General features: G+C 73.0%; 20 protein-coding genes. 12 read left to right on the top strand and 8 right to left on the bottom strand.

Going from position 1 to position 22,310, the window contains the following annotated elements; translation table 11 throughout:
• Positions 1-339: 339 nt before the first annotated feature.
• Positions 340-1,488 (bottom strand): GGDEF domain-containing protein, encoded by a 1,149-nt coding sequence (locus tag ABTZ58_RS17840; protein ID WP_351356958.1) that lies wholly within the window; start codon positions 1,486-1,488, stop codon positions 340-342.
• 608 nt (positions 1,489-2,096) lie between these two features.
• Complete coding sequence (locus ABTZ58_RS17835; protein ID WP_351356955.1) at positions 2,097-2,897, bottom strand: enoyl-CoA hydratase/isomerase family protein; 801 nt, start codon at positions 2,895-2,897, stop codon at positions 2,097-2,099.
• A gap of 217 nt (positions 2,898-3,114) precedes the next feature.
• Here ABTZ58_RS17835 and ABTZ58_RS17830 point away from each other — a divergent pair, with 217 nt between their 5' ends.
• Complete coding sequence (locus ABTZ58_RS17830; RefSeq protein ID WP_351356952.1) at positions 3,115-3,825, top strand: hypothetical protein; 711 nt, start codon at positions 3,115-3,117, stop codon at positions 3,823-3,825.
• Between the two features lie 40 nt (positions 3,826-3,865).
• Here ABTZ58_RS17830 and ABTZ58_RS17825 read toward each other — a convergent pair whose 3' ends face one another.
• Both ABTZ58_RS17825 and ABTZ58_RS17820 read right to left on the bottom strand, forming a co-directional pair.
• Positions 3,866-4,972: an adenylate/guanylate cyclase domain-containing protein gene (locus ABTZ58_RS17825; RefSeq protein ID WP_309097308.1), complete on the bottom strand. Its 1,107-nt coding sequence runs from the start codon at positions 4,970-4,972 to the stop codon at positions 3,866-3,868.
• A 234-nt stretch (positions 4,973-5,206) separates the two neighbouring features.
• Positions 5,207-6,073 (bottom strand): biotin--[acetyl-CoA-carboxylase] ligase, encoded by an 867-nt coding sequence (locus tag ABTZ58_RS17820; protein ID WP_351356948.1) that lies wholly within the window; start codon positions 6,071-6,073, stop codon positions 5,207-5,209.
• 110 nt (positions 6,074-6,183) lie between these two features.
• Between ABTZ58_RS17820 and ABTZ58_RS17815 the strand changes: the two genes are divergently transcribed.
• From ABTZ58_RS17815 to ABTZ58_RS17800, 4 genes are all read left to right on the top strand, one after another.
• Positions 6,184-7,788, top strand: coding sequence for an acyl-CoA carboxylase subunit beta (locus ABTZ58_RS17815; protein WP_351356945.1), 1,605 nt, complete (start codon positions 6,184-6,186; stop codon positions 7,786-7,788).
• Between the two features lie 15 nt (positions 7,789-7,803).
• On the top strand, positions 7,804-8,013 hold the full coding sequence (locus ABTZ58_RS17810) for an acyl-CoA carboxylase epsilon subunit (RefSeq protein WP_094054987.1): 210 nt from the start codon (positions 7,804-7,806) through the stop codon (positions 8,011-8,013).
• Between the two features lie 103 nt (positions 8,014-8,116).
• On the top strand, positions 8,117-8,245 hold the full coding sequence (mmpB, locus tag ABTZ58_RS17805; protein WP_351356941.1) for a morphogenic membrane protein MmpB: 129 nt from the start codon (positions 8,117-8,119) through the stop codon (positions 8,243-8,245).
• A 31-nt stretch (positions 8,246-8,276) separates the two neighbouring features.
• Positions 8,277-8,897: a Maf family protein gene (locus tag ABTZ58_RS17800; RefSeq protein WP_351356938.1), complete on the top strand. Its 621-nt coding sequence runs from the start codon at positions 8,277-8,279 to the stop codon at positions 8,895-8,897.
• On the opposite strand, the gene ABTZ58_RS17795 is transcribed toward ABTZ58_RS17800, so the two are convergent.
• Positions 8,866-9,351, bottom strand: coding sequence for a hypothetical protein (locus tag ABTZ58_RS17795; protein ID WP_351356935.1), 486 nt, complete (start codon positions 9,349-9,351; stop codon positions 8,866-8,868). The two genes, ABTZ58_RS17800 and ABTZ58_RS17795, sit on opposite strands and share 32 nt — an antisense overlap.
• Positions 9,352-9,687: 336 nt before the next feature.
• Between ABTZ58_RS17795 and ABTZ58_RS17790 the strand changes: the two genes are divergently transcribed.
• Positions 9,688-11,460, top strand: a complete 1,773-nt coding sequence (locus tag ABTZ58_RS17790) for an acetyl/propionyl/methylcrotonyl-CoA carboxylase subunit alpha (protein WP_351356932.1) — start codon at positions 9,688-9,690, stop codon at positions 11,458-11,460.
• Between the two features lie 204 nt (positions 11,461-11,664).
• Here the strand turns inward: ABTZ58_RS17790 and ABTZ58_RS17785 are convergent, their stop codons facing one another.
• Entirely contained in the window at positions 11,665-12,639 is a 975-nt protein-coding gene (locus tag ABTZ58_RS17785) for a DeoR/GlpR family DNA-binding transcription regulator (RefSeq protein WP_351356929.1), read from the bottom strand.
• 164 nt (positions 12,640-12,803) lie between these two features.
• The gene (locus tag ABTZ58_RS17780; protein ID WP_351356926.1) at positions 12,804-14,252 is read right to left on the bottom strand and encodes an NAD(P)H-quinone dehydrogenase; all 1,449 of its coding nucleotides are present in this window, start codon (positions 14,250-14,252) and stop codon (positions 12,804-12,806) included.
• An 84-nt stretch (positions 14,253-14,336) separates the two neighbouring features.
• On the opposite strand from ABTZ58_RS17780, the gene ABTZ58_RS17775 reads away from it, so the two are divergent.
• From ABTZ58_RS17775 to ABTZ58_RS17765, 3 genes are all read left to right on the top strand, one after another.
• Positions 14,337-14,774, top strand: coding sequence for a gamma-glutamylcyclotransferase family protein (locus ABTZ58_RS17775; RefSeq protein ID WP_351356923.1), 438 nt, complete (start codon positions 14,337-14,339; stop codon positions 14,772-14,774).
• Between the two features lie 94 nt (positions 14,775-14,868).
• The gene (locus tag ABTZ58_RS17770) at positions 14,869-15,693 is read left to right on the top strand and encodes a purine-nucleoside phosphorylase (protein WP_020274367.1); all 825 of its coding nucleotides are present in this window, start codon (positions 14,869-14,871) and stop codon (positions 15,691-15,693) included.
• A 308-nt stretch (positions 15,694-16,001) separates the two neighbouring features.
• Positions 16,002-17,648, top strand: coding sequence for a phospho-sugar mutase (locus ABTZ58_RS17765; protein WP_351356919.1), 1,647 nt, complete (start codon positions 16,002-16,004; stop codon positions 17,646-17,648).
• A 501-nt stretch (positions 17,649-18,149) separates the two neighbouring features.
• Here the strand turns inward: ABTZ58_RS17765 and ABTZ58_RS17760 are convergent.
• Positions 18,150-18,851 carry a PH domain-containing protein gene (locus ABTZ58_RS17760; protein WP_351356916.1) on the bottom strand — a complete coding sequence of 234 codons (702 nt, stop codon included), beginning with the start codon at positions 18,849-18,851 and terminating at the stop codon, positions 18,150-18,152.
• A 101-nt stretch (positions 18,852-18,952) separates the two neighbouring features.
• Here ABTZ58_RS17760 and deoC point away from each other — a divergent pair, with 101 nt between their 5' ends.
• The 3 genes from deoC to ABTZ58_RS17745 are packed head-to-tail and all read left to right on the top strand — an operon-like array spanning position 18,953 to position 22,285.
• Complete coding sequence (deoC, locus tag ABTZ58_RS17755) at positions 18,953-19,915, top strand: deoxyribose-phosphate aldolase (RefSeq protein ID WP_351357241.1); 963 nt, start codon at positions 18,953-18,955, stop codon at positions 19,913-19,915.
• Between the two features lie 21 nt (positions 19,916-19,936).
• Positions 19,937-21,394: an aldehyde dehydrogenase family protein gene (locus tag ABTZ58_RS17750; RefSeq protein ID WP_351356913.1), complete on the top strand. Its 1,458-nt coding sequence runs from the start codon at positions 19,937-19,939 to the stop codon at positions 21,392-21,394.
• Positions 21,395-22,285: an aldehyde dehydrogenase family protein gene (locus ABTZ58_RS17745; protein ID WP_351356910.1), complete on the top strand. Its 891-nt coding sequence runs from the start codon at positions 21,395-21,397 to the stop codon at positions 22,283-22,285.
• Positions 22,286-22,310: the final 25 nt, after the last annotated feature.

Below are 22,310 nucleotides of genomic sequence, written 5' to 3'. Positions count from 1 at the left end.
GACCACTGGGGGGGGCCACGGAGCGCGGGGACCGCCCGAGCCGGTCGGGGCCGCCGGGACCGCAGGGCCTCCGGGACCGCCTGGGTCCGCGGAGGCGCGGGGGCGCGGGACCCCGGGACCGCGCGGGCCCGCGGGGCCATCACGACCGCAGGGACACCGAGACCACCCGAACCGGCGGGCCACCGAGACCACCCGAACCGGCGGGCCACTGAGACCACAGGGACGCCCGGACCACCCGAGCCCACAGGACCACCACGACCACAAGGGCGCCCGGACCACCCGAACCGGCGGGGGCGCTCGAGTCGTCGGGGCCCGGGCCGTCGGGAGCGCCCGGTGGTGTCAGGGCGCGTGCCGACCGCGGAAGCGCCGGCGCTCGCCGCCCGTCTCTCCGGACGGCTCGTCCGCGAGCCGCACGACGGGGTCGTCGGGCCCGGCCCGCCCGGCGACGACCGGGCGGGTGGCCCGCTCCGCCTTGGCCCGGTACTGGGCGGCGTCGGCGAGCCGGAAGAGCCGGCGGGCCGAGCGTACGGTCCCGATCGGATCCTCGGTGCAGGCGACTCCGCAGGCCACACCGTCCCCGAGCTCCAACTCGGCCGCCCTGCGGCACAGTTCACGGGCCGCCTTCACCACCTGGTCCGCGGGCGGCCCGACCGCCAGCAGGCAGAACTCGTCCCCGCCGAGCCGCGCGGCCAGCGCCCCCGGCAGCATGGCCCCGCACAGCGACAGCACCGAGCCGAACCGCTCCAGGAGCCGGTCGCCGGCCGCGTGCCCATGGGTGTCGTTGACCCGCTTGAGCCCGTTCAGGTCGCAGACGACGAGGCTGACGACGGTCCCGTCCCTGCGGTGCCGCTCGATGGCCTGTTCCAGGCGTACGTCGACGGCTCGGCGGTTGGCGAGCCCGGTGAGGGAGTCGGTGAAGGCGAGCCGCCGGGCCTCTTCGAGCCGCTCGGTCTGGGCGATGCCGGCGGCCACGACGGAGGCCAGGACGGTGGCGAAGTCGGCGTCGGCCCGTCCGAAGACGGGCTCCCCGACCGGGCGGGCCACGTACAGCTCGCCCCAGGCCCGGCCGTGCAGCACGATGGGCGCGACGACGCAGCAGCCGCGGCCGCGGCGGCGCAGGGCGGCGACCCGCTGGTGGCAGTAGCCGGGCTGCCCGGCGGCGGTGCCCTGGGCGGTCTCCACCCAAGCGTCGGGCTCGCCGCCGCCGGCCCACTGCTCGTGCAGGAACTCGGTGATCTCGGCGAACTGGTGCACCGGGTAGGACTCGTCCTCCGGAAACTCCTCCTCACTCTCGGCCAGCTCACCGACGTTCACGAGGACCTTCAGCCGCCCGAGCTCCCGCTCCCACACCGACAGCGCGGCGAAGCTGCCACCGAGCGCCCGGCACGCCCCCGTCGCCGCCGCACGCCATGCCTCGCGCAACCCGTGCGCGGCCGCCATCCCCTGAGCCAACGCGACGACGGCCGCCAGCCGTCTGTCCTCACCCATCACCCCAGGCTAGGTAGTTTTCGGCCAGACCGTTCTGTTGACGGGGCGAACGGGGAGGGCGAGGGTTCACACGGAACACCGGCCGTTCACAGCCCCCGGACAGCTCCCGACAGCGACGCTCCCGCCCACCCCGGCCACCCTCCGGGCCACTCCCGGCCGGGCCGTCCTCGGACTGCCCCGATCACCGCTCCACCGCCCTCCGGGCCACTCCTGCCGCCGCCCTCCAGACCCCCACCGCCCACCACCCCGCCGGCCCCGGCCACTACCGCCCGGGCCGCTCCACCCACCGCTCCGCCGGACCCGGCCGCCGCCCTCCGGCCCGCCCAGGCCGTCACTACCCGAGCCACTCCGACCGCCGCCCTCCGGGCCACTCCGGCCACCGGCCTCCAGACCGGCACCGGCCACCGCTCTGCCGGCGTTGGCCGTTACTACCCGGGCCACTCCGGCCGGCGCCCTCCAGCCCCCCACCGACCACCACCCCGCCGACCCCGGCCACTACCGCCCGGGCCGCTCCACCCACCACTCCGCCGACCTCGGCCGTTACCGCCCGGGCCGCTTCCGGCCACCGCACTCCGGACCGCTCTCGGTCGCCGCCGCCCGGGAGTCCGTCACTCCCCCGGCCACTCCGGCTTGCGTCGTTCGTTGAAGGCCGCGACGCCCTCCGCCCGGTCACCGGAGAACGCCGTGGTCCGCCACGCCGCGTCCTCGACCTCCAGCCCGGCTCGCAGATCCAGCCCCTGCCCCAGCCGCAGCGCCCGCTTCGCGGCCCGCAGCCCCACCGGCGAGTTCCCGGCGATCCGGACGGCCAGCGCCAGGGCCTCCTCCCGGTCCCGTCCCTCCTCCACCACCCGGTCCACGAGCCCCAGCTCCCCGGCCTCCGCGGCCTCCACCCGCCGCGCGGAGAAGATCAGCTCAGCCGCCCGGGCCGCCCCCACCCGCCGCGGCAGCAGCTGCGTCCCGCCGCCCCCGGGGATGACCCCGACCGACACCTCCGGCAGCCCCACCACCGCGGTCCGGTCCGCCACGATCACGTCGCACGCCAGCGCCAGCTCGAACCCGCCGCCCAGCGCGAAACCGTGCACCGCCGCCACCGTCGGCACCGGCAGCTCCAGCACCCCGGTGTACGCCGCGCGGGTCACGGGCCGCTGCCGCAGCAGATCCGCGTCACTGAACGAGTTCCGCTCCTTCAGGTCGGCCCCTACACAGAAGGCCCGCTCGTGCGTCGAGGTCAAGACGACCGCCCGCACCTCCCGGTCCTCCCCCAGCGCCGCGCACGCCCCGGAAATGGACCGCGCCATCTCGGTCGACACCGCGTTCATGGCCTTGGGGCGGTCGAGGACGAGCTCCGCGACATGCCCCTGCTCGTGCCGCCGCACCAGCACGAACTCCCCGAACCGTTCCTCACTCATGACACCCTCCGGTTAACGCGGGTTAACACAAACCGACGCTCAGATCATCGCAGCCGCACCCCGCCGGCGAAAGAGCGGACGCGCCCGGTTCCCTCTCCCCTCCCGCCCACCCGTTCGAGTGACATCACCCCAACTCCACCCCGACCGCGCAAGGGAGCGCATAACGTGCGTCCGCCATGGCGCACAGGGGGCGCGTGCGCATCGGGGAGGAACCGTGATGACGACGAACACGCCGGCGAGGCCGCAGCAGGACACAACGGCCGCGCGGCAACGCCGACCGCTGCCGGCCGCGCCCCACGAGCCGTCCCCGGCGGAAACCGGCCCCCTCACCCCGCGCCCCCGGGGCCGGCACCGCAAGCCCCGCCCCCGCAAGGCCCTGCTCGCCGCCGGCGGCCTCGCCCTGGCCGCGGGCGTCCTGAGCCTCGTACGCCTGACCTCGGGAACCGGCCCGGACGGCGGCGTCGGCGCCGTCGAGGCCGAGCCCCGCCCGGACCCGGTCGTCTCCGGCACGGACGAGACCCCCGGCACAGCGGCGGCCCGGCCGGACACGCCCGAGGCGGGCCCTTCGTCCCCCACCGCCCTCGGCGGCCTCACCCCGTCACCGGTCACCAGGGGGGCGGGGCAGGCCCCGTCCGCCCCGGCCGGGCATTCCGGCCGGACAACCGACACGCCCACCGCCCCCGAGCCCGGCACCTCGCCCCGCCCCGCCCCGGCGAATCCCCCGGCGGACCCCCCGGCCCAGCCGCCCCGGGACGACGCACCCCGCCCGGCCCCGACCGCACCCGCGCCGCCGAGCCGGACCGCGCCCACCCCGACACCCGGTCCCGGCGAACCGGACGAGCCGCGGAAACCACAGAAGCCACAGGACCCCGGCCTGTGCGTGCCGGTCATCGGCCTGTGCGCGGACCCACCCGTCGACCGCCGCTGACGACGCGCCGACGGCACACCGGGGAGCGGCTACGGCGCGGCTACGGCGCCGCGTCCCGCCGCGTGAGCAGCCACGGCTCCACGACGCCCAGTCCACGCACCGGCCGCTGCCACATCGGCTGCAGCGCGAACCGGTAGACGGGCGGCTCCTCGCCCTCCTTCTCCGCCGCCGCGGCCTCCTCGGCCGCCTCCGCCTCGGAGGCCGGGGCGTCCTGCGTGCGGATCAGCTCCTCGGCGAACGCGGTGTCGACGAGGACGGCGTCCTTCGGAGCTATCGAGGTGAGCCGGGACGCCAGGTTCACGGTCGTACCGAAGACATCACCCATTCGGGTGGTCACGGTGCCGAACGCCATGCCGACGCGCAGCTCCGGCATGGTCTCGTCGTGCGCCATGGTCTCGATCAGCCGCAGCGCGATCTCGGCGGCCGTGCCGGCGTCGTCGGCGGCGTACAGCACCTCGTCGCCGAGGGTCTTGATCAGCCGTCCGCCGTTGGCGGCCACCAGGTCGGCGGCCGTCGTCTCGAAGGCCTCGACCAGCTCGCCGAGCTCCTCCTCCTCCATCCGGCGGGTCAGCCGCGTGAAGCCGACCAGGTCGGCGAAGCCGACGGCCAGCCGCCGGTCGACCATCTCCTCGTCGTCGGCGGCCTGCACGACCCGTCCGGCCGAGGCGGCGAGCTGGCGGCGCCAGACGTAGACCAGGAACTCCTCCAGCTCGGGCAGGAGCAGCTCGACGATCGGATACGTCACCTCGGTGCGCGTCATGCCCGGCTCGGGCGGCTCGGTCAGGCCCTCCAGGAAGGAGTCGATCTGCCACTCGGCGAGCCGCGCGGTGGTCTGTCCGGTGGAGCGGGCCACCTGGACGGCCATCGCCTCGCTCAGCAGCCCGGCCTCGACGAGACCGGCCAGGCGCCGTAGGGCCAGGACGTCCGCCTCCGTGAGGGCCCTGGCCTGCCCGATGTCGGCGAAGCCCATCGCCCGCCAGAAGCGGGAGGCCAGTTCCATGGAGACGCCGGCGCTGCGGGCCGCCTGGAACGGGGTGTAGCGGCGCTCGGCGCCCAGGATGAGCTGTTCCAGCCGCAGGGCGAGTGGATCCTCGCCGGGGTCGGCGCCCTGCGCGTCCGTGCCGGAGCCCGAGTCGTCGACGGTCACGCGTGCTGCCCTTCCGATCTGTCACGGTCATGTATCGACCGGCCTCAACTCTACGGCAGGTGTGCGCCAGCTCACTCCGTTGGTTCTGCCGACGGGTGAGGTGCCGGGCGCCGTCCGGGTGCACGGCGTTTCCCACCGCCCCCAGAGGGCTCCGCCCCCGGACCCCCCATCGGCCTGAACGGTCTCGTCCTCGATCGCCGGACGGGCTGGAGACACCTGGCCGGCCGCTTGGCCTCAAGCAGGCCGCAAGTGCACGATGTCCCCCGCCCCGACCGGCTCCTGCACCCCCTCCCCCGTGGCCAGCACCAACCGCCCGTCCCCGTCCACCGCGACGGCTTCCCCCAACACCGCCCGATCCCCCGGCAGCTCCGCCCGCACCACCCTCCCGAGCGTCGCGCACCCGGCGGCGTACGCCTCCTGCAACCCGCTCACACTCGGGTCGCCCCCGGCCGCACGCCACTTCCCGTACCACTCCTCCAGGGAACGAAGCACGCCCCGCAGCAGTGGATCGCGGTCCGTGCTCACGGCCCCGGCCAGCGCCAGCGACCCGGCCGTCGGCACGGGCAGCTCGTCCGCCCTCAGCGTGACGTTGATGCCGACCCCGATGACGACCCCGTCGTCACCGGCCCGCTCGGCGAGGATCCCGCCGGCCTTGCGTTCCTCTCCCCCGACGGTGACCAGCAGGTCGTTCGGCCACTTCAGCGCCGTGTCGACACCCGCCGCCCGGGCCAGTCCCGTCGCCACCGCCACCCCCGTGAGCAGCGGCAGCCAGCCCCACCGGGCCACCGGCACCTCGGCCGGGGTGAGCAGGACGGAGAAGAACAGGCCCGAACGCGGCGGCGCGGTCCACTGGCGGTCCAGGCGCCCGCGCCCGGCCGTCTGCTCCTCGGCGACCAGTACGGCCCCCTCCACGGCCTCACCCCCGGCCGCCCGGGCGACCAGGTCGGAGTTGGTCGAGCCGGTGCGCTGGACGACCTCCACCCGCGACCACAGCCCTCCCTGCCGCACCAGACCCCGGCGCAGGCCGGTGACGTTGAGGGGCGGCCGGTCCAGGTCGGACCAGCGGCTTCCGTTCGGCTCTGATGCATCTCGCGGCGTCATGCAAGCCACCCTAGGTGTGGTAAACGCCGCACTGCCGATGTGGAGGGCCCCCACTACTCTACGGATGAGTAACCGTCCCCCCTTTTGAGCAGGCAGGGAGCCGCATCCCGATGTCCGAGCCGGAAGAGCAGCAGCAGCCTGACATTCACACGACCGCGGGCAAACTCGCGGATCTGAAGCGCCGCATCGATGAGGCGACGCACGCCGGCTCCGCACGCGCCGTCGAGAAGCAGCACGCCAAGGGCAAACTGACGGCCCGTGAGCGGATCGAGCTCCTGCTCGACGAGGGCTCGTTCGTCGAGCTCGACGAGTTCGCCCGGCACCGCTCCACCAACTTCGGCCTCGACAGGAACCGGCCGTACGGCGACGGCGTCGTCACCGGCTACGGCACGGTCGACGGCCGCCCGGTCGCCGTGTTCTCGCAGGACTTCACCGTCTTCGGCGGGGCGCTGGGCGAGGTCTACGGGCAGAAGATCGTCAAGGTGATGGACTTCGCGCTGAAGACCGGCTGCCCGGTCATCGGCATCAACGACTCCGGCGGCGCCCGCATCCAGGAGGGCGTGGCCTCCCTCGGCGCCTACGGCGAGATCTTCCGCCGCAACACCCACGCCTCCGGCGTCATCCCGCAGATCAGCCTGGTCGTCGGGCCGTGCGCGGGCGGTGCGGTCTACTCCCCGGCCATCACCGACTTCACGGTCATGGTCGACCAGACCTCGCACATGTTCATCACCGGCCCCGACGTCATCAAGACGGTCACCGGCGAGGACGTCGGCTTCGAGGAGCTGGGCGGCGCCCGGACCCACAACGCGACCTCCGGCGTGGCCCACCACATGGCCGGGGACGAGAAGGACGCGATCGAGTACATCAAGCAGTTGCTGTCGTACCTGCCGTCCAACAACCTCTCCGAGCCGCCCGCCTTCCCCGAGGAGGCGGACCTGGAGGTCACGGACGAGGACCGCGAGCTGGACACGATCGTCCCGGACAGCGCGAACCAGCCCTACGACATGCACACGGTGATCGAGCACGTCCTGGACGACGCCGAGTTCTTCGAGACGCAGCCGCTGTACGCGCCGAACATCGTCACCGGCTTCGGCCGGGTCGAGGGCCGGCCGGTGGGCATCGTCGCCAACCAGCCGATGCAGTTCGCCGGCTGCCTGGACATCAAGGCCAGCGAGAAGGCGGCCCGCTTCGTGCGGACCTGCGACGCCTTCAACGTCCCGGTGCTGACCTTCGTCGACGTCCCCGGCTTCCTGCCCGGCGTCGACCAGGAGCACGACGGCATCATCCGCCGCGGCGCCAAGCTGATCTACGCCTACGCCGAGGCGACCGTCCCGCTCATCACGGTCATCACCCGCAAGGCCTTCGGCGGCGCCTACGACGTCATGGGCTCCAAGCACCTCGGCGCCGACCTCAACCTGGCCTGGCCCACCGCCCAGATCGCCGTCATGGGCGCCCAGGGCGCGGTCAACATCCTGCACCGCCGCACCCTGGCCGAGGCCGAGGCGAACGGGGAGGACCTGGAGACGGTCCGCGCCCGGCTGATCCAGGAGTACGAGGACACGCTCCTCAACCCCTACGTCGCGGCCGAGCGCGGCTACGTCGACGCCGTGATCCTGCCGTCCGAGACCCGCCGGCACGTCGTCAGGGGTCTGCGTCAACTGCGCACGAAGCGGGAATCCCTGCCTCCGAAGAAGCACGGCAACATCCCCCTCTAGCCACCAGGAGCCCATATGACGATCAAGGTCGTACGGGGCAACCCGACCCCGGAGGAGCTGGCCGCCGCCCTGGCGGTGGTCAGAGCGCGCGCCGCGGCGGCGGCCGCCCTGCCGCCCGGCGCGCCGACGCCCCGCGACTCCTGGTCCGACCCGTCCCGCATCGCCGCTCACCGCCTGCCCCAGCCGGGGCCGACGGCCTGGGGCCGTACGTACTGGCCGGGCTGAGACTCTCAGGGGCGCGGGGACCCGCGCACGGCGGAACGACGCGGGGCGCGATCTGAGTACCTCTACTCAGGCGCCCCGCCCCGCCAGGCCGCACGCTGGACTCATGCTGTGGTCCGACCCCGAGAACGAACCGCCCGAGGAACTGCGCGACACGCAGGACATGCTGCGGCGGCTGAGCGTTCTCCTGGCCTCGGCCATGGTGCTGGTGATGCTCGTGATCGGCGTGAGGTGAGGGAGCGCCGTGCCGCCGATACGCTGAACGCATGACAGACCAGCCGCGCCGCCGACTCGTTCTCGCCTCCCAGTCCCCCGCCCGGCTCGGCCTGCTCCGCCAGGCCGGCCTCGCCCCCGAGGTGATCGTGAGCGGCGTCGACGAGGACGCCGTCACCGCTCCCACCCCGGCCGAGCTGGCCCTCGCCCTCGCCGAGGCGAAGGCCTCCGTCGTGGCGGCCCGGCCGGACGTCAAGGGCGCCCTGGTGATCGGCTGCGACTCCGTGCTCGACCTGGACGGCCGGGCCCTCGGCAAGCCCGCCGACGCCGAGGAGGCCGCGGCCCGCTGGAAGGCGATGCGCGGCCGGGCCGGCACCCTGCAGACCGGCCACTGCGTCTACGACACGCGCACCGGCCGGTACGTCTCCGCCACCGCGTCGACCGTCGTCCACTTCGGCGAGCCCAGCGACGAGGAGATCGCCGCCTATGTGGCCTCCGGCGAACCCCTCCACGTCGCCGGGGCGTTCACCCTGGACGGCCGTTCGGCCCCGTTCATCGACGGCATCGACGGCGACCACGGCAACGTCATCGGCATCAGCCTGCCCCTGGTCCGGCGGCTCCTGGCCGACCTGGGCGTCGGCATCACGGAGTTGTGGGCGCCGGCGCAGAGGTGACCGGGGGCCCGCCGTCTCCCGCCCCGCCCCGGGGCGCCGCGTCGGCGGGCTCGGCAGGCTCGGCCGGACGGTCGTAGGTCATCAGCAGCAGCACGATCAGGGCGAACACCAGCACCATGAGCAGGAACGCCGGCCAGCCGACGAGCCCCCAGGTGAAGGCGCCCAGCAGTGCGTGCACGACCGCCGCGCTGATCAGCAGCACACGTCCGAAGCCCGCCGGGGGCCGGTCGCGCACCGCCACGAGCAGGGCGACCAGGCCGCACAGCGCGAAGTAGAGGCCGAAGGCGATCCCGCCGATCTTCGACGACACCGACATCATGTGCGGGTCGAGTCCGGCCAGCGACATGTCCTGCCGGTCGACGACGACCCCCAGGAACCAGTTGAGCGCCGCGACGCCGAACGCCTCGGCGAACAGCACCACCGCCACGACCCACGCCACCGGCCTGCGCACCACCGCGCCCACCCTCTTCCGTTCGGGACATCGCGAACGCTACTCACCGGTAAACCCCGGGACAAGGGTCCGGGAGCGGGCAAAGAATCATTGGGCCATTCGTAGGGACTCCACAAAGAAACGGAGTGGCCCGCAGCACGTGATGACAGAGACCTCGACCACAGGGGACGGCTAGGGTTTCCCGGAGGAGCACTGCGTTCCGCGGTGCGACAAGGGATTTCGCGGGTCGAGCGGGCCTCGCATCACGCTCCGTGTGGGCAAGCTCACCACTGGGGACGGGTCGAAGTGCCGTGTCGGCAGTCCCTAAACTCGGCTTGTTTCAAGGAGGGAGCCTCAATCGTGCGCAAGGTGCTCATCGCCAACCGTGGCGAAATCGCTGTCCGCGTGGCCCGGGCCTGCCGGGACGCCGGGATCGCGAGCGTGGCCGTCTACGCCGACCCGGACCGGGACGCTCTGCATGTCCGCGCCGCGGATGAGGCGTTCGCCCTGGGCGGTGACACCCCGGGAACCAGCTATCTCGACATCGAGAAGGTGCTGAAGGCCGCCCGGGAATCGGGCGCGGACGCGATCCACCCCGGCTACGGCTTCCTCTCCGAGAACGCCGAGTTCGCCCAGGCGGTCCTGGACGCGGGCCTGATCTGGATCGGCCCGCCGCCGCAGGCCATCCGCGACCTCGGCGACAAGGTCGCCGCCCGGCACATCGCGCAGCGCGCGGGCGCCCCGCTCGTGGCGGGCACGCCCGACCCGGTGTCCGGCGCCGACGAGGTCGTCGCCTTCGCCGAGGAGCACGGGCTGCCGATCGCCATCAAGGCCGCGTTCGGCGGCGGCGGCCGCGGCCTGAAGGTCGCGCGCACCCTGGAAGAGGTCCCGGAGCTGTACGACTCGGCCGTCCGTGAGGCCGTGGCGGCCTTCGGCCGCGGCGAGTGCTTCGTCGAGCGCTACCTGGACAAGCCCCGGCACGTCGAGACCCAGTGCCTGGCCGACCGGCACGGCAACGTGGTGGTCGTCTCCACCCGTGACTGCTCCCTGCAGCGCCGCCACCAGAAGCTGGTCGAGGAGGCCCCCGCGCCGTTCCTCTCGGAGGACCAGGTCGCCCAGCTGTACCGCGCGTCGAAGGCGATCCTGAAGGAGGCCGGCTACGTCGGCGCCGGCACGGTCGAGTTCCTCGTCGGCAACGACGGCACGATCTCCTTCCTGGAGGTCAACACCCGTCTGCAGGTGGAGCACCCGGTCACCGAGGAGGTCGCCGGCATCGACCTGGTGCGCGAGATGTTCCGCATCGCCGACGGTGAGGAGCTGGGCTACGACGACCCGCCGCTGCGCGGTCACTCGTTCGAGTTCCGCATCAACGGCGAGGACCCGGGCCGCAACTTCCTGCCGGCGCCCGGCACGGTCACGACGTTCGCCCCGCCGTCCGGCCCGGGCGTGCGCCTGGACGCGGGCGTGGAGTCCGGCTCGGTCATCGGCCCGGCGTGGGACTCCCTGCTGGCGAAGCTGATCGTCACGGGCCGCACGCGCAAGGAGGCCCTGGAGCGGGCCGCGCGTGCGCTGGAGGAGTTCCAGGTCGAGGGCATGGCCACGGCGATCCCGTTCCACCGGGCGGTGGTGAAGGATCCGGCGTTCGCGCCCGAGCTCACCGGTTCGGCCGACCCGTTCACGGTCCACACCCGCTGGATCGAGACGGAGTTCGTCAACGAGATCAAGCCCTTCACCGCGCCGGCCGACGCCGAGGCGGACGAGGAGCCGGGCCGCGAGACGGTGGTCGTCGAGGTCGGCGGCAAGCGCCTGGAGGTCTCCCTCCCGTCGTCGCTGGGCATGTCCCTGGCCCGCACGGGCCTCGCGGCGGGCGCCAAGCCCAAGCGTCGCGCGGCGAAGAAGTCGGGCCCCGTCGCCTCCGGTGACACGCTCGCCTCGCCGATGCAGGGCACGATCGTCAAGGTCGCGGTGGAGGAGGGCCAGGAGGTCAAGGAAGGCGACCTGGTCGTCGTCCTGGAGGCCATGAAGATGGAGCAGCCCCTCAACGCCCACAAGTCCGGCACGATCAAGGGTCTGTCGGCGGAGATCGGCGCGTCGGTGACATCGGGCGCGGCGATCTGCGAGATCAAGGACTGACCGCTCCACCGCGTCGCCTACGGCGCGGCCCCGGGTCGGGGCCGCGCCGGTGGGTGCGGGTGCACCCAGCTGCGGGCATGCGTGCCGCCGGGGGGGCACGGGTGGGCGCAGCGCCCCGTACCGCCGGATTGCGCAACGCCCCGGCGTGGGCGACAGCGCCGAGCACCCGGCGACCGGCGGGGACTCAGCCCACTGCCGCGCCGCTCAGCGCCGCCGCAGGTCCGCCACCCGCGCCCGCTCCGACCCCGGCCCCTGCTCCCCGAGCATCGAGGTGGACCGCAAGCCGCCGTTCCCGCCCCCCGGCACCTGCCGCCGGGGCCCGGGCAACGGCACGTCCCGGCGCTGCTGACGCGCCGGGACGGCATCACCCCCGCCCGCAGACCCCGCGGAACCCCCCTGCCCGCCGGCCACGGCGATCTGCACGCCCTGGTCGGCCAGTGCCTGGAGCTCCGTGGCCGCACGCTCGTCATGAGCGGGCGGCTCGTCCGTCACTAGGCGCGTGATGAGGTCCGTCGGCACGGTCTGGAACATCGTGTCCGTCCCGAGCTTGGTGTGGTCCGCGAGGACCACGACCTCCGCGGCGGCCTGCACCAGCGCCCGGTCGACGGACGCCGACAGCATGTTGGACGTGGACAGCCCCCGCTCGGCGGTCAGCCCTGCCCCGGAGAGGAAGGCCCGGGACACGCGCAGCCCGTGCAGGGACTGCTCCGCCCCGCTGCCCACCAGGGCGTAGTTCGAACCGCGGAGCGTACCGCCGGTCATCACGACCTCGACCCGGTTGGCGTGGGCCAGGGCCTGCGCCACGAGCAGCGAGTTGGTGACGACGGTCAGGCCGGGCACCCGGGCGAGCCGGCGGGCCAGCTCCTGGGTCGTCGTACCCGCCCCGACCACGATCGCCTCCCCCTCTTCCACGAGATTCGCGGCGAGGTCGGCGATGGCGGTCTTCTCGGCGGTCGCGAGATGGGACTTCTGCGGAAAGCCGGACTCCCGCGTGAAACCGCCCGGCAGTACCGCACCGCCGTGCCGGCGGTCGAGGAGTCCTTCTGCCTCCAGCGCGCGCACGTCCCGCCGTACGGTCACTTCGGAGGTCTGGACGACGCGGGCGAGCTCACGGAGCGACACGGCCCCGTTCGCTCGCACCATTTCGAGGATCAATTGGCGACGTTCTGCAGCGAACACGAAACTGACAGTAACGCCAGCGACCGTCTGCTTTCAGCAGTTTGCGCTGAATAGCAGAAGATGTTCGCACCGAGCACCGGGAAGTGGTATAAGGCCCAGTCGCCCCGCCTATGCCGCACGCATGGTCGAACACACCCCGTGACGGCGAGGAGCCGGTTTCGGCCTCAGCCGTCGCCGTTCATCTTCCGGGTGTGCAACTGCCGTGCCACCTCGGCGATCGAGCCCGACAAGGAGGGGTAGACGGTGAAGGCGTTCGCGATCTGTTCGACCGTCAGATTGTTGTCGACCGCGATCGAGATGGGGTGGATCAGTTCCGAGGCGCGCGGCGCCACGACCACGCCACCGACCACGATGCCCGTGCCCGGGCGGCAGAAGATCTTGACGAAGCCGTCGCGGATGCCCTGCATCTTGGCGCGCGGGTTGCGCAGCAGCGGCAGCTTCACGGCCCGGGCGTCGATCTTCCCGGCGTCGACGTCGGCCTGGGTGTAGCCGACGGTGGCGATCTCCGGGTCGGTGAAGACGTTCGACGAGACGGTCTTCAGGTTCAGCGGGGCCACGGCGTCGCCCAGGAAGTGGTACATGGCGATGCGTCCCTGCATGGCGGCCACGGACGCGAGGGCGAACACCCCGGTCACGTCGCCGGCCGCGTACACGCCGGGAGCGGTCGTGCGCGAGACCTTGTCGGTCCAGATGTGACCGGACTCGCGCAGCCGGACCCCGGCCTCCTCCAGCCCCATGCCGGAGCTGTTCGGAACCGCTCCGACGGCCATGAGGCAGTGCGAACCGGTGATGACCCGCCCGTCGGAGAGGGTCACCTCGACCCGGTCCCCGACCCGCTTCGCGGACTGCGCCCGGGTGCGTCCCATGACGTTCATGCCGCGCCGCCGGAAGACCTCCTCCAGCACGGCGGCCGCGTCCGGGTCCTCACCCGGCAGCACCCGGTCCCGCGACGACACGAGCGTCACCTTCGACCCGAGCGCCTGGTAGGCACCGGCGAACTCGGCACCGGTCACACCCGACCCGACCACGATCAGCTCCTCGGGGAGCTCGTCGAGGTCGTACACCTGGGTCCAGTTCAGGATCCGCTCGCCGTCGGGCTGGGCGTCGGGCAGCTCGCGGGGATGCCCACCGGTGGCGATGAGCACGGCATCCGCCGTCAAGGTCTCCTCGGTCCCGTCAGCGGCGCGCACCACGACCTTGCGCGACCCGTCGAGCGCCTGCATGCCCTCCAGCCGCCCGCGCCCGCGCAGGACACGCGCCCCGGCACGGGTCACGGAGGCGGTGATGTCGTGGGACTGGGCGAGCGCCAGCCGCTTCACACGCCGGTTGACCTTGCCCAGGTCGACACCGACGACCCGGGCGGCCTGCTCGATGTGGGGGGTGTCGTCGGCGACGATGATGCCCAGCTCCTCGTAGGAGGAGTCGAAGGTGGTCATCACCTCGGCCGTGGCGATCAGAGTCTTCGACGGCACGCAGTCGGTGAGCACCGACGCCCCGCCGAGGCCGTCCTGGTCGACGACGGTCACCTCCGCGCCGAGTTGGGCGGCCACCAGGGCCGCTTCGTATCCGCCGGGTCCGCCACCGATGATCACGATCCGAGTCACGTACTCCATTGTCCCGCACCCCCCGGCGAGGCACCGCCCCGGGGCGGCTCTGTTACGCGAGTGACGCCGTTCGGCCTGCCGTACGCTCTCCCCATGTCGCTCTACGCCGCGTACGCCGGCAACCTCGACGCGCGGCTGATGTCCCGCCGCGCCCCGCACTCGCCGCTGCGCGCCACCGGCTGGCTGAACGGTTGGCGACTGACCTTCGGCGGCGAGCACATGGGCTGGGAGGGCGCCCTGCCGACGATCGTGGAGGACCCCCTCTGCCAGGTCTTCGTCTCGCTCTACGACATCGCCCCCATGGACGAGGAGTCGCTGGACCGCTGGGAGGGCGTGGGCCTCGACATCTACCGCCGCACGCGCGTACGGGTGCACACCCTGGACGGTGAGGAGTCCGCCTGGGCCTTCACCCTGAACGCGTACGAGGGCGGCCTGCCCTCCGCCCGCCACCTGGGCGAGATCGCCGACGCGGCGGAGTCGGCGGGCGCCCCGCACGACTACGTGATGGAGCTCCGCAAGCGCCCCTGCTGAGGGACCGCCTCGTCGGAAACGACAAGACAACGATCGCCACCCCGTCAGCTCCACCATCTACGCGCGTAGGCAATCACCGGCTACCCTCGTCGGCGTGAACGCATCTCTTCTTCCGGACGACATCCAGGGCGACCCCCACGCGGCCGCCGACGCCGCCGCGGCCCGCCTGCGCGAACTCACGGGCGCCGAGACCCACGACGTCGCCCTCGTGATGGGCTCCGGCTGGGCCCCGGCCGTCGACGCCCTGGGTGCCCCCGAGGCCGAGCTCCAGGTCACCGAACTGCCCGGGTTCCCGCCGCCGGCGGTCGAGGGGCACGGCGGCAAGATCCGCTCCTACCGGATCGGCAACAAGCGCGCCCTGGTCTTCCTGGGCCGTACGCACTACTACGAGGGCCGCGGGGTCGCCGCCGTCGCCCACGGCGTCCGCACCGCCGTGTCGGCCGGCTGCAAGACGATCGTCCTGACCAACGGCTGCGGCGGCCTGCGCGAGGGCATGCGCCCCGGCCAGCCGGTCCTGATCAGCGACCACATCAACCTCACCGCCACCTCCCCCATCATCGGCGCCAACTTCGTCGACCTCACCGACCTGTACTCCCCGCGCCTGCGCGCCCTGTGCAAGGAGGTCGACCCCACGCTGGAGGAGGGCGTCTACGCCCAGTTCCCCGGCCCGCACTACGAGACGCCGGCCGAGATCCGCATGGCCCGTGTCATCGGCGCGGACCTGGTGGGCATGTCGACGGTCCTGGAGGCGATCGCCGCACGCGAGGCGGGCGCGGAGGTCCTGGGCATCTCCCTGGTGACCAACCTGGCGGCGGGCATGACGGGCGAGCCCCTGAACCACGAAGAGGTTCTCCAGGCGGGCCGCGACTCCGCCACCCGGATGGGCTCCCTGCTCGCCCAGGTCCTGGGACGCCTGTAAGGGCACCCGGCGGGCGCTGATCCGGCGCCCGCAGCGGAAGCCGGGACGCGCCCGCACCCGCCGGACGACGGAAGGGGCCGTGTCGGGGGGTGTCCGCCCGCAGCGGTTGGCGCGTCGACGAACAGTCAGTCGGCGTCCGACCCCCATCGCGCCGTTCCGAGGACGGACACCCCCCGGCGCGGCCCCGACCCACCACCCGGCGGCACGCGCTGCGCGCACCCCGCCCCACCCGCGCAGGCCGCCGCAGGCACCCACCCGCACCCGCACCCCACCCGCACCCACGACAACCGGAGAGGCTGACCCACACCGTGCACGACGAACTCATCGCACAGGCCCAGGCGTGGCTCACCGAGGACCCCGACCCGGACACCCGCACCGAGCTCGCCCGCCTCATCGACGCCCGGGACCACACCGAACTCGCCGCCCGCTTCAGCGGCACCCTCCAGTTCGGCACCGCCGGCCTCCGCGGCGAACTCGGCGCCGGCCCCATGCGCATGAACCGCACGGTCGTCATCCGCGCCGCCGCCGGCCTCGCCGCGTACCTCAAGAAGCAGGGGACCCCGCACGGGGACGACACGGCCGGCCTCGTCGTCATCGGCTACGACGCCCGGTACAAGTCGCGCGACTTCGCCCTCGACACCGCCGCCGTCATGACCGGCGCCGGCCTGCGCGCGGCGATCCTCCCCCGCCCCCTGCCCACGCCCGTCCTCGCCTTCGCGATAAGGCACCTCGGCGCGGTCGCCGGCGTGGAGGTCACCGCCAGCCACAACCCGCCGCGCGACAACGGCTACAAGGTGTACCTCGGCGACGGCTCCCAGATCGTCCCCCCGGCGGACATCGACATCGCCGCGGAGATCGCCGCCGTCCCGTCCCTCACCACCGTCCGCCGCCCCACCGAAGGCTGGGACACCCTCGACGACAGCGTCCTCGACGCCTACCTCGCCCGCACGGACGCCGTCCTCGCCGAGGGCTCCCCCCGCACCGCCCGCACGGTGTACACGGCGATGCACGGCGTCGGCAAGGACGTCCTGCTGGCCGCCTTCGCCCGCGCCGGCTTCCCGGAACCGGTCCTCGTCGCCGAGCAGGCCGACCCCGACCCGGACTTCCCGACCGTCGCGTTCCCCAACCCGGAGGAGCCCGGCGCGATGGACCTGGCGTTCGCCAAGGCCCGCGAGACCTCCCCGGACCTGATCATCGCCAACGACCCGGACGCGGACCGCTGCGCCGTCGCCGTACAGGACGGCACCGACTGGCGCATGCTCCGCGGTGACGAGGTCGGCGCGCTCCTCGCCGCCCACCTGGTCCGGCGCGGCGCGACCGGCACGTTCGCGGAGTCGATCGTCTCGTCGTCCCTGCTCGGCCGTATCGCCGAGAAGGCGGGCCTGCGCCACGTCGAGACGCTGACCGGCTTCAAGTGGATCGCCCGCGCGGAGGGCCTGCGCTACGGCTACGAGGAGGCCCTCGGCTACTGCGTGGACCCCGACGGCGTCCGCGACAAGGACGGCATCACGGCGGCGCTCCTGGTCACGGAACTGGCCTCGCAGCTGAAGGAGGAGGGCCGCACCCTCCTCGACCTGCTGGACGACCTGGCGGTGGAGCACGGCCTGCACGCGACGGACCAGCTGTCGGTCCGCGTGGAGGACCTCTCCCTCATCGCGGCGGCCATGACCCGCCTGCGCGAACAGCCCCCGACCGAGCTCGCCGGTCTGGCGATCACCCGCACCGACGACCTCACCCAGGGCTCGGACACCCTCCCGCCCACGGACGGCCTGCGCTACACGCTCGAAGGCGCCCGGGTCATCGTCCGCCCGAGCGGCACCGAGCCGAAGCTGAAGTGCTACCTGGAGGTCGTCGTCCCGGTCGCCTCGCACGCCGGCCTCCCCGAGGCCCGCGCGAAGGCCACGGACGTACTGGAGTCGATCAAGCGCGACCTGTCGGCGGCGGCGGGCATCTGACCCGAGGGGCGCCCGGCCAGCCGCCGAGCGCCCCACCACCGCAGGCCCCCGACACCGCCGACCGCCCAACCACCGGACGCCCCCCGACACCGCCGAGCGCCGAACCACCGCACGCCCCTCGACACCGCCGCGCGCCCAACCACCGGACGCCCCCCCGACACCGCCGAGCGCCGAACCACCGGACGCCCCCCGACACCGCCGACCGCCCAACCACCGGACACCCCCCGGGCGCCCGACCGCCCACCGGCACGGGGCTCCATGGCCGGCCCCAGGAGCCCCGTTCAGAAACCCCTCCTCGCAGCCTCCCGCCGCTGCCGCTCGCCCAGGGGTGTCAGAGAGAGGTCCTCGACCGACGACCTGAGGTTCCCCGTAGCCGTACCCGCGCTGCTCCACCCAGGCCCGCGCGGCGTTCCCGGCCCGCTCCGTTTTCAGGGCCGCCCGGCCCGCCGGCCCACCACCACCAGAATCGGCACCGCCCCGGCGCCCGGCCCGCCGGAACCGTCAGCCCACCGCCACAAGAACCAGCACCAGGACCGCCCCCGCGGCCGCCGGGCCCAGGATCTCCCAGGCCCATCGCACGGTCACCTCACCCTGTGCCGACGCCGCCTCGCGCCGGTCCTCGTGCAGCGCGCGCAGGTCGTCCATGATCCGGTCGGTCTCGGCCCGCACCGGCCCGTCGGACACGGGCCCCGCATCGAAGCCGCCACCGAGCCCGGGCCGCGTTCCGGACGCGCCGCGGCCCCCGTCCTGCCCCATCTGCCGCCGCGCCTGCGCCGTCGCGCGCATCTCGCGCCGGGCGGCCTTCTTGCGAGCACGCAGCGAGACGGGCACAGCCCACAGCTGGTACTTCGCGCCGGACCCGGTGAGGACCTCGTTCGAGTAGGCGGACCTCAGCGAGGCGACCTGCCCCCAGGGCACCACGACGATCCGCCAGGGATTGCGGATCCGCAGCCGGTCGTGGCCCACGAACACGGCGGGCCGCAGCGTGAAGGCGACCACCAGCGGCACGACGAGGAGCAGCACGGCGAGGGCCAGCCAGGGCGTGCGGCCCTCGCCGTTGATCACCGCGTCGATGCCGATCCACGCGGCGATGGCGAGCAGCATCGCGCCACCGGCGATGGCCGGAACCGACCGGTGCACCCGGTCGCCGGACTCGGATTCCGAAGGCTGCGGCGCTGGTGACTGGGGTTCGGGGCTCGTCATGTCTCGATTCTGCCGGACCGGTTCCGCGCTCCGTCATCCGCCTGAGGGGAGTCGGAGGGCTGTACAGCCGCTACGCGCGTAGATATGCTCGTCTGGTGACCATGCCCAGTTCTGCACTCACCGCAGCTCACCCCCTCAAGGACGTCACCGCGTCCGACAGCGCGCTGCGCCGCTTCCTCCACGGGCTCCCGGGCGTCGACGCGGTCGGACTCGAAGGACGTGCGGCCTCCCTCGGGACGCGTTCGATCAAGACGACCGCGAAGGCGTACGCGATCGACCTCGCCATCTCGATGGTCGACCTGACGACGCTGGAAGGCGCGGACACCCCGGGCAAGGTCCGGGCGCTCGGCGCGAAGGCGGTCAGGCCCGATCCGACCGACCGTACGACGCCCTCGACGGCCGCGGTCTGCGTCTACCCCGACATGGTGGGCGTGGCCAAGGAGGCCGTCGCCGGCTCCGGCGTGAAGGTCGCCTCGGTGGCCACGGCGTTCCCGGCCGGCCGCGCCTCGCTCGACGTGAAGCTGGCCGACGTCCGCGAGGCCGTCGCCGCCGGCGCCGACGAGATCGACATGGTCATCGACCGCGGGGCGTTCCTCGCGGGGCGATACTTGAAGGTGTACGACGAGATCACCGCCGTGAAGGAGGCCTGCGGCAGCTCGGCGCGCCTGAAGGTCATCTTCGAGACGGGCGAGCTCTCGACGTACGACAACATCCGCCGCGCGAGCTGGCTCGGGATGCTGGCGGGGGCGGACTTCATCAAGACCTCCACCGGAAAGGTCGCGGTCAACGCGACCCCGGCGAACACGCTGCTGATGCTGGAGGCGGTGCGCGACTTCCGCGCCCAGACCGGCATCCAGGTCGGCGTGAAGCCGGCCGGCGGCATCCGCACCTCCAAGGACGCCATCAAGTTCCTCGTGCTGGTCAACGAGACGGCGGGCGAGGACTGGCTGGACAACCACTGGTTCCGCTTCGGCGCCTCCTCGCTCCTCAACGACCTGCTGATGCAGCGCCAGAAGCTGGCCACCGGCCGCTACTCCGGTCCCGACTACGTGACGGTGGACTGAGACCCCATGAGCATGGACAACGTGTCATCCGTATTCGCATACGCCCCGGCCCCCGAGTCGCGCGCGATCGTCGACATCGCGCCCTCCTACGGCCTGTTCATCGACGGCGAGTTCGTCGAGGCGGCGGACGGCAAGGTCTTCAAGACCGTCTCGCCGTCCTCCGAGGAGGTCCTGTCCGAGATCGCGCAGGCCGGTTCCGAGGACGTCGACCGCGCGGTGAAGGCCGCGCGCAGGGCGTTCGAGAAGTGGTCGGCGCTGCCCGGCTCGGAGCGCGCCAAGTACCTGTTCCGCATCGCGCGGATCATCCAGGAGCGATCCCGCGAGCTCGCCGTCCTCGAGACCCTCGACAACGGCAAGCCGATCAGGGAGACCCGCGACGCGGACCTGCCCCTGGTCGCGGCGCACTTCTTCTACTACGCGGGCTGGGCCGACAAGCTCGACCACGCGGGCTTCGGCCCGAACCCGCGCCCGCTCGGTGTCGCGGGCCAGGTCATCCCCTGGAACTTCCCGCTGCTGATGCTGGCGTGGAAGATCGCCCCGGCGCTCGCGACGGGCAACACGGTCGTGCTGAAGCCGGCCGAGACGACCCCGCTGTCCGCCCTGTTCTTCGCGGACATCTGCCGCCAGGCGGGCCTGCCGAGGGGCGTCGTCAACATCCTCCCCGGCTACGGCGACGCGGGCGCGGCGCTGGTGGCCCACCCCGACGTGAACAAGGTGGCCTTCACCGGCTCCACGGCCGTCGGCAAGGAGATCGCCCGCACGGTCGCCGGGACCAGGAAGAAGGTCACCCTGGAACTGGGCGGCAAGGGGGCGAACATCGTCTTCGACGACGCTCCGATCGACCAGGCCGTCGAGGGCATCGTCAACGGCATCTTCTTCAACCAGGGCCAGGTCTGCTGCGCCGGCAGCCGTCTGCTGGTCCAGGAGTCGATCCACGACGAGCTGCTCGACTCGCTCAAGCGGCGGCTGTCCACGCTGCGCCTGGGCGACCCGCTGGACAAGAACACCGACATCGGCGCGATCAACTCCGAGGAGCAGCTCACCCGCATCACCTCGCTCGTCGAGCAGGGCGAGGCGGAGGGCGCCGAGCGCTGGTCCCCGGCGTGCGAACTGCCGGAGAGCGGCTACTGGTTCGCCCCGACGCTGTTCACCAACGTCACCCAGGCGCACACCGTCGCCCGGGACGAGATCTTCGGCCCGGTGCTGTCGGTGCTGACGTTCCGCACTCCGGACGAGGCGGTCGCCAAGGCCAACAACACGCCGTACGGCCTGTCCGCCGGCATCTGGACGGAGAAGGGCTCGCGCATCCTGGCGGTCGCGAACAAGCTCCGCGCGGGCGTCGTCTGGTCCAACACGTTCAACAAGTTCGACCCGACCTCGCCGTTCGGTGGTTACAAGGAGTCGGGCTTCGGCCGCGAGGGCGGCCGCCACGGCCTGGAGGCGTACCTCGCCCCGTCGAGCCCGGAGGGCGAGCGTTAAATGAATGCAGTTGACCGTCTCAGTGTGTTCAAGACCTACAAGCTGTACGTCGGCGGGAAGTTCCCGCGTTCCGAGAGCGGCCGGGTGTACGAGGTGACCGACTCGAAGGGCAAGTGGCTGGCCAACGCGCCCCTCTCCTCCCGCAAGGACGCCAGGGACGCGGTCGTCGCGGCCCGCAAGGCGTTCGGCGGCTGGTCCGGGGCGACGGCGTACAACCGTGGCCAGGTGCTCTACCGCGTCGCCGAGATGCTGGAGGGCCGCCGGGACCAGTTCACCCGTGAGGTGGCCGACGCGGAGGGCCTGTCGAAGTCGAAGGCGGCCGTGGTCGTGGACGCCACGATCGACCGCTGGGTCTGGTACGCGGGCTGGACCGACAAGATCGCCCAGGTGGTCGGCGGCGGCAACCCGGTCGCGGGCCCGTTCTTCAACCTGTCCTCCCCCGAGCCGACGGGCGTGGTGGCGGTCCTGGCGCCCCAGGAGTCGTCCTTCCTGGGCCTGGTGTCGGTGCTCGCCCCGGTGATCGCCACCGGCAACACGGCGGTCGTGGTGGCCAGCGAGAAGGCTCCGCTGCCCGCGCTGTCCCTGGCCGAGGTGCTGGCCACCTCGGACGTCCCCGGCGGCGTGGTCAACGTCCTGTCGGGCCGCACGGCGGAGATCGCCACCCCGCTCGCCGCCCACCAGGACGTCAACGCGATCGACCTCGCGGGCGCCGACGAGGTCCTCGCCAGGGAGCTGGAGATCGCCGCGGCCGACAACCTCAAGCGCGTCCTCCGTCCACAGCCTGTGGATTACGCGCAGACGCCCGGCACCGACCGCATGACGGCGTTCCTGGAGACCAAGACGGTCTGGCACCCCACGGGGTCGCTGGGCGCGTCGGGTTCCTCCTACTAGGCGCCCCCACAGCTGAAGCCCCGGC

Origin of the sequence: Streptomyces sp. NPDC094143, from assembly GCF_040303825.1 — a bacterium.
Taxonomy (GTDB): domain Bacteria; phylum Actinomycetota; class Actinomycetes; order Streptomycetales; family Streptomycetaceae; genus Streptomyces.
Note: the sequence above shows the minus strand (reverse complement) of the source record. Positions and strands in the feature narration are given on the sequence as shown.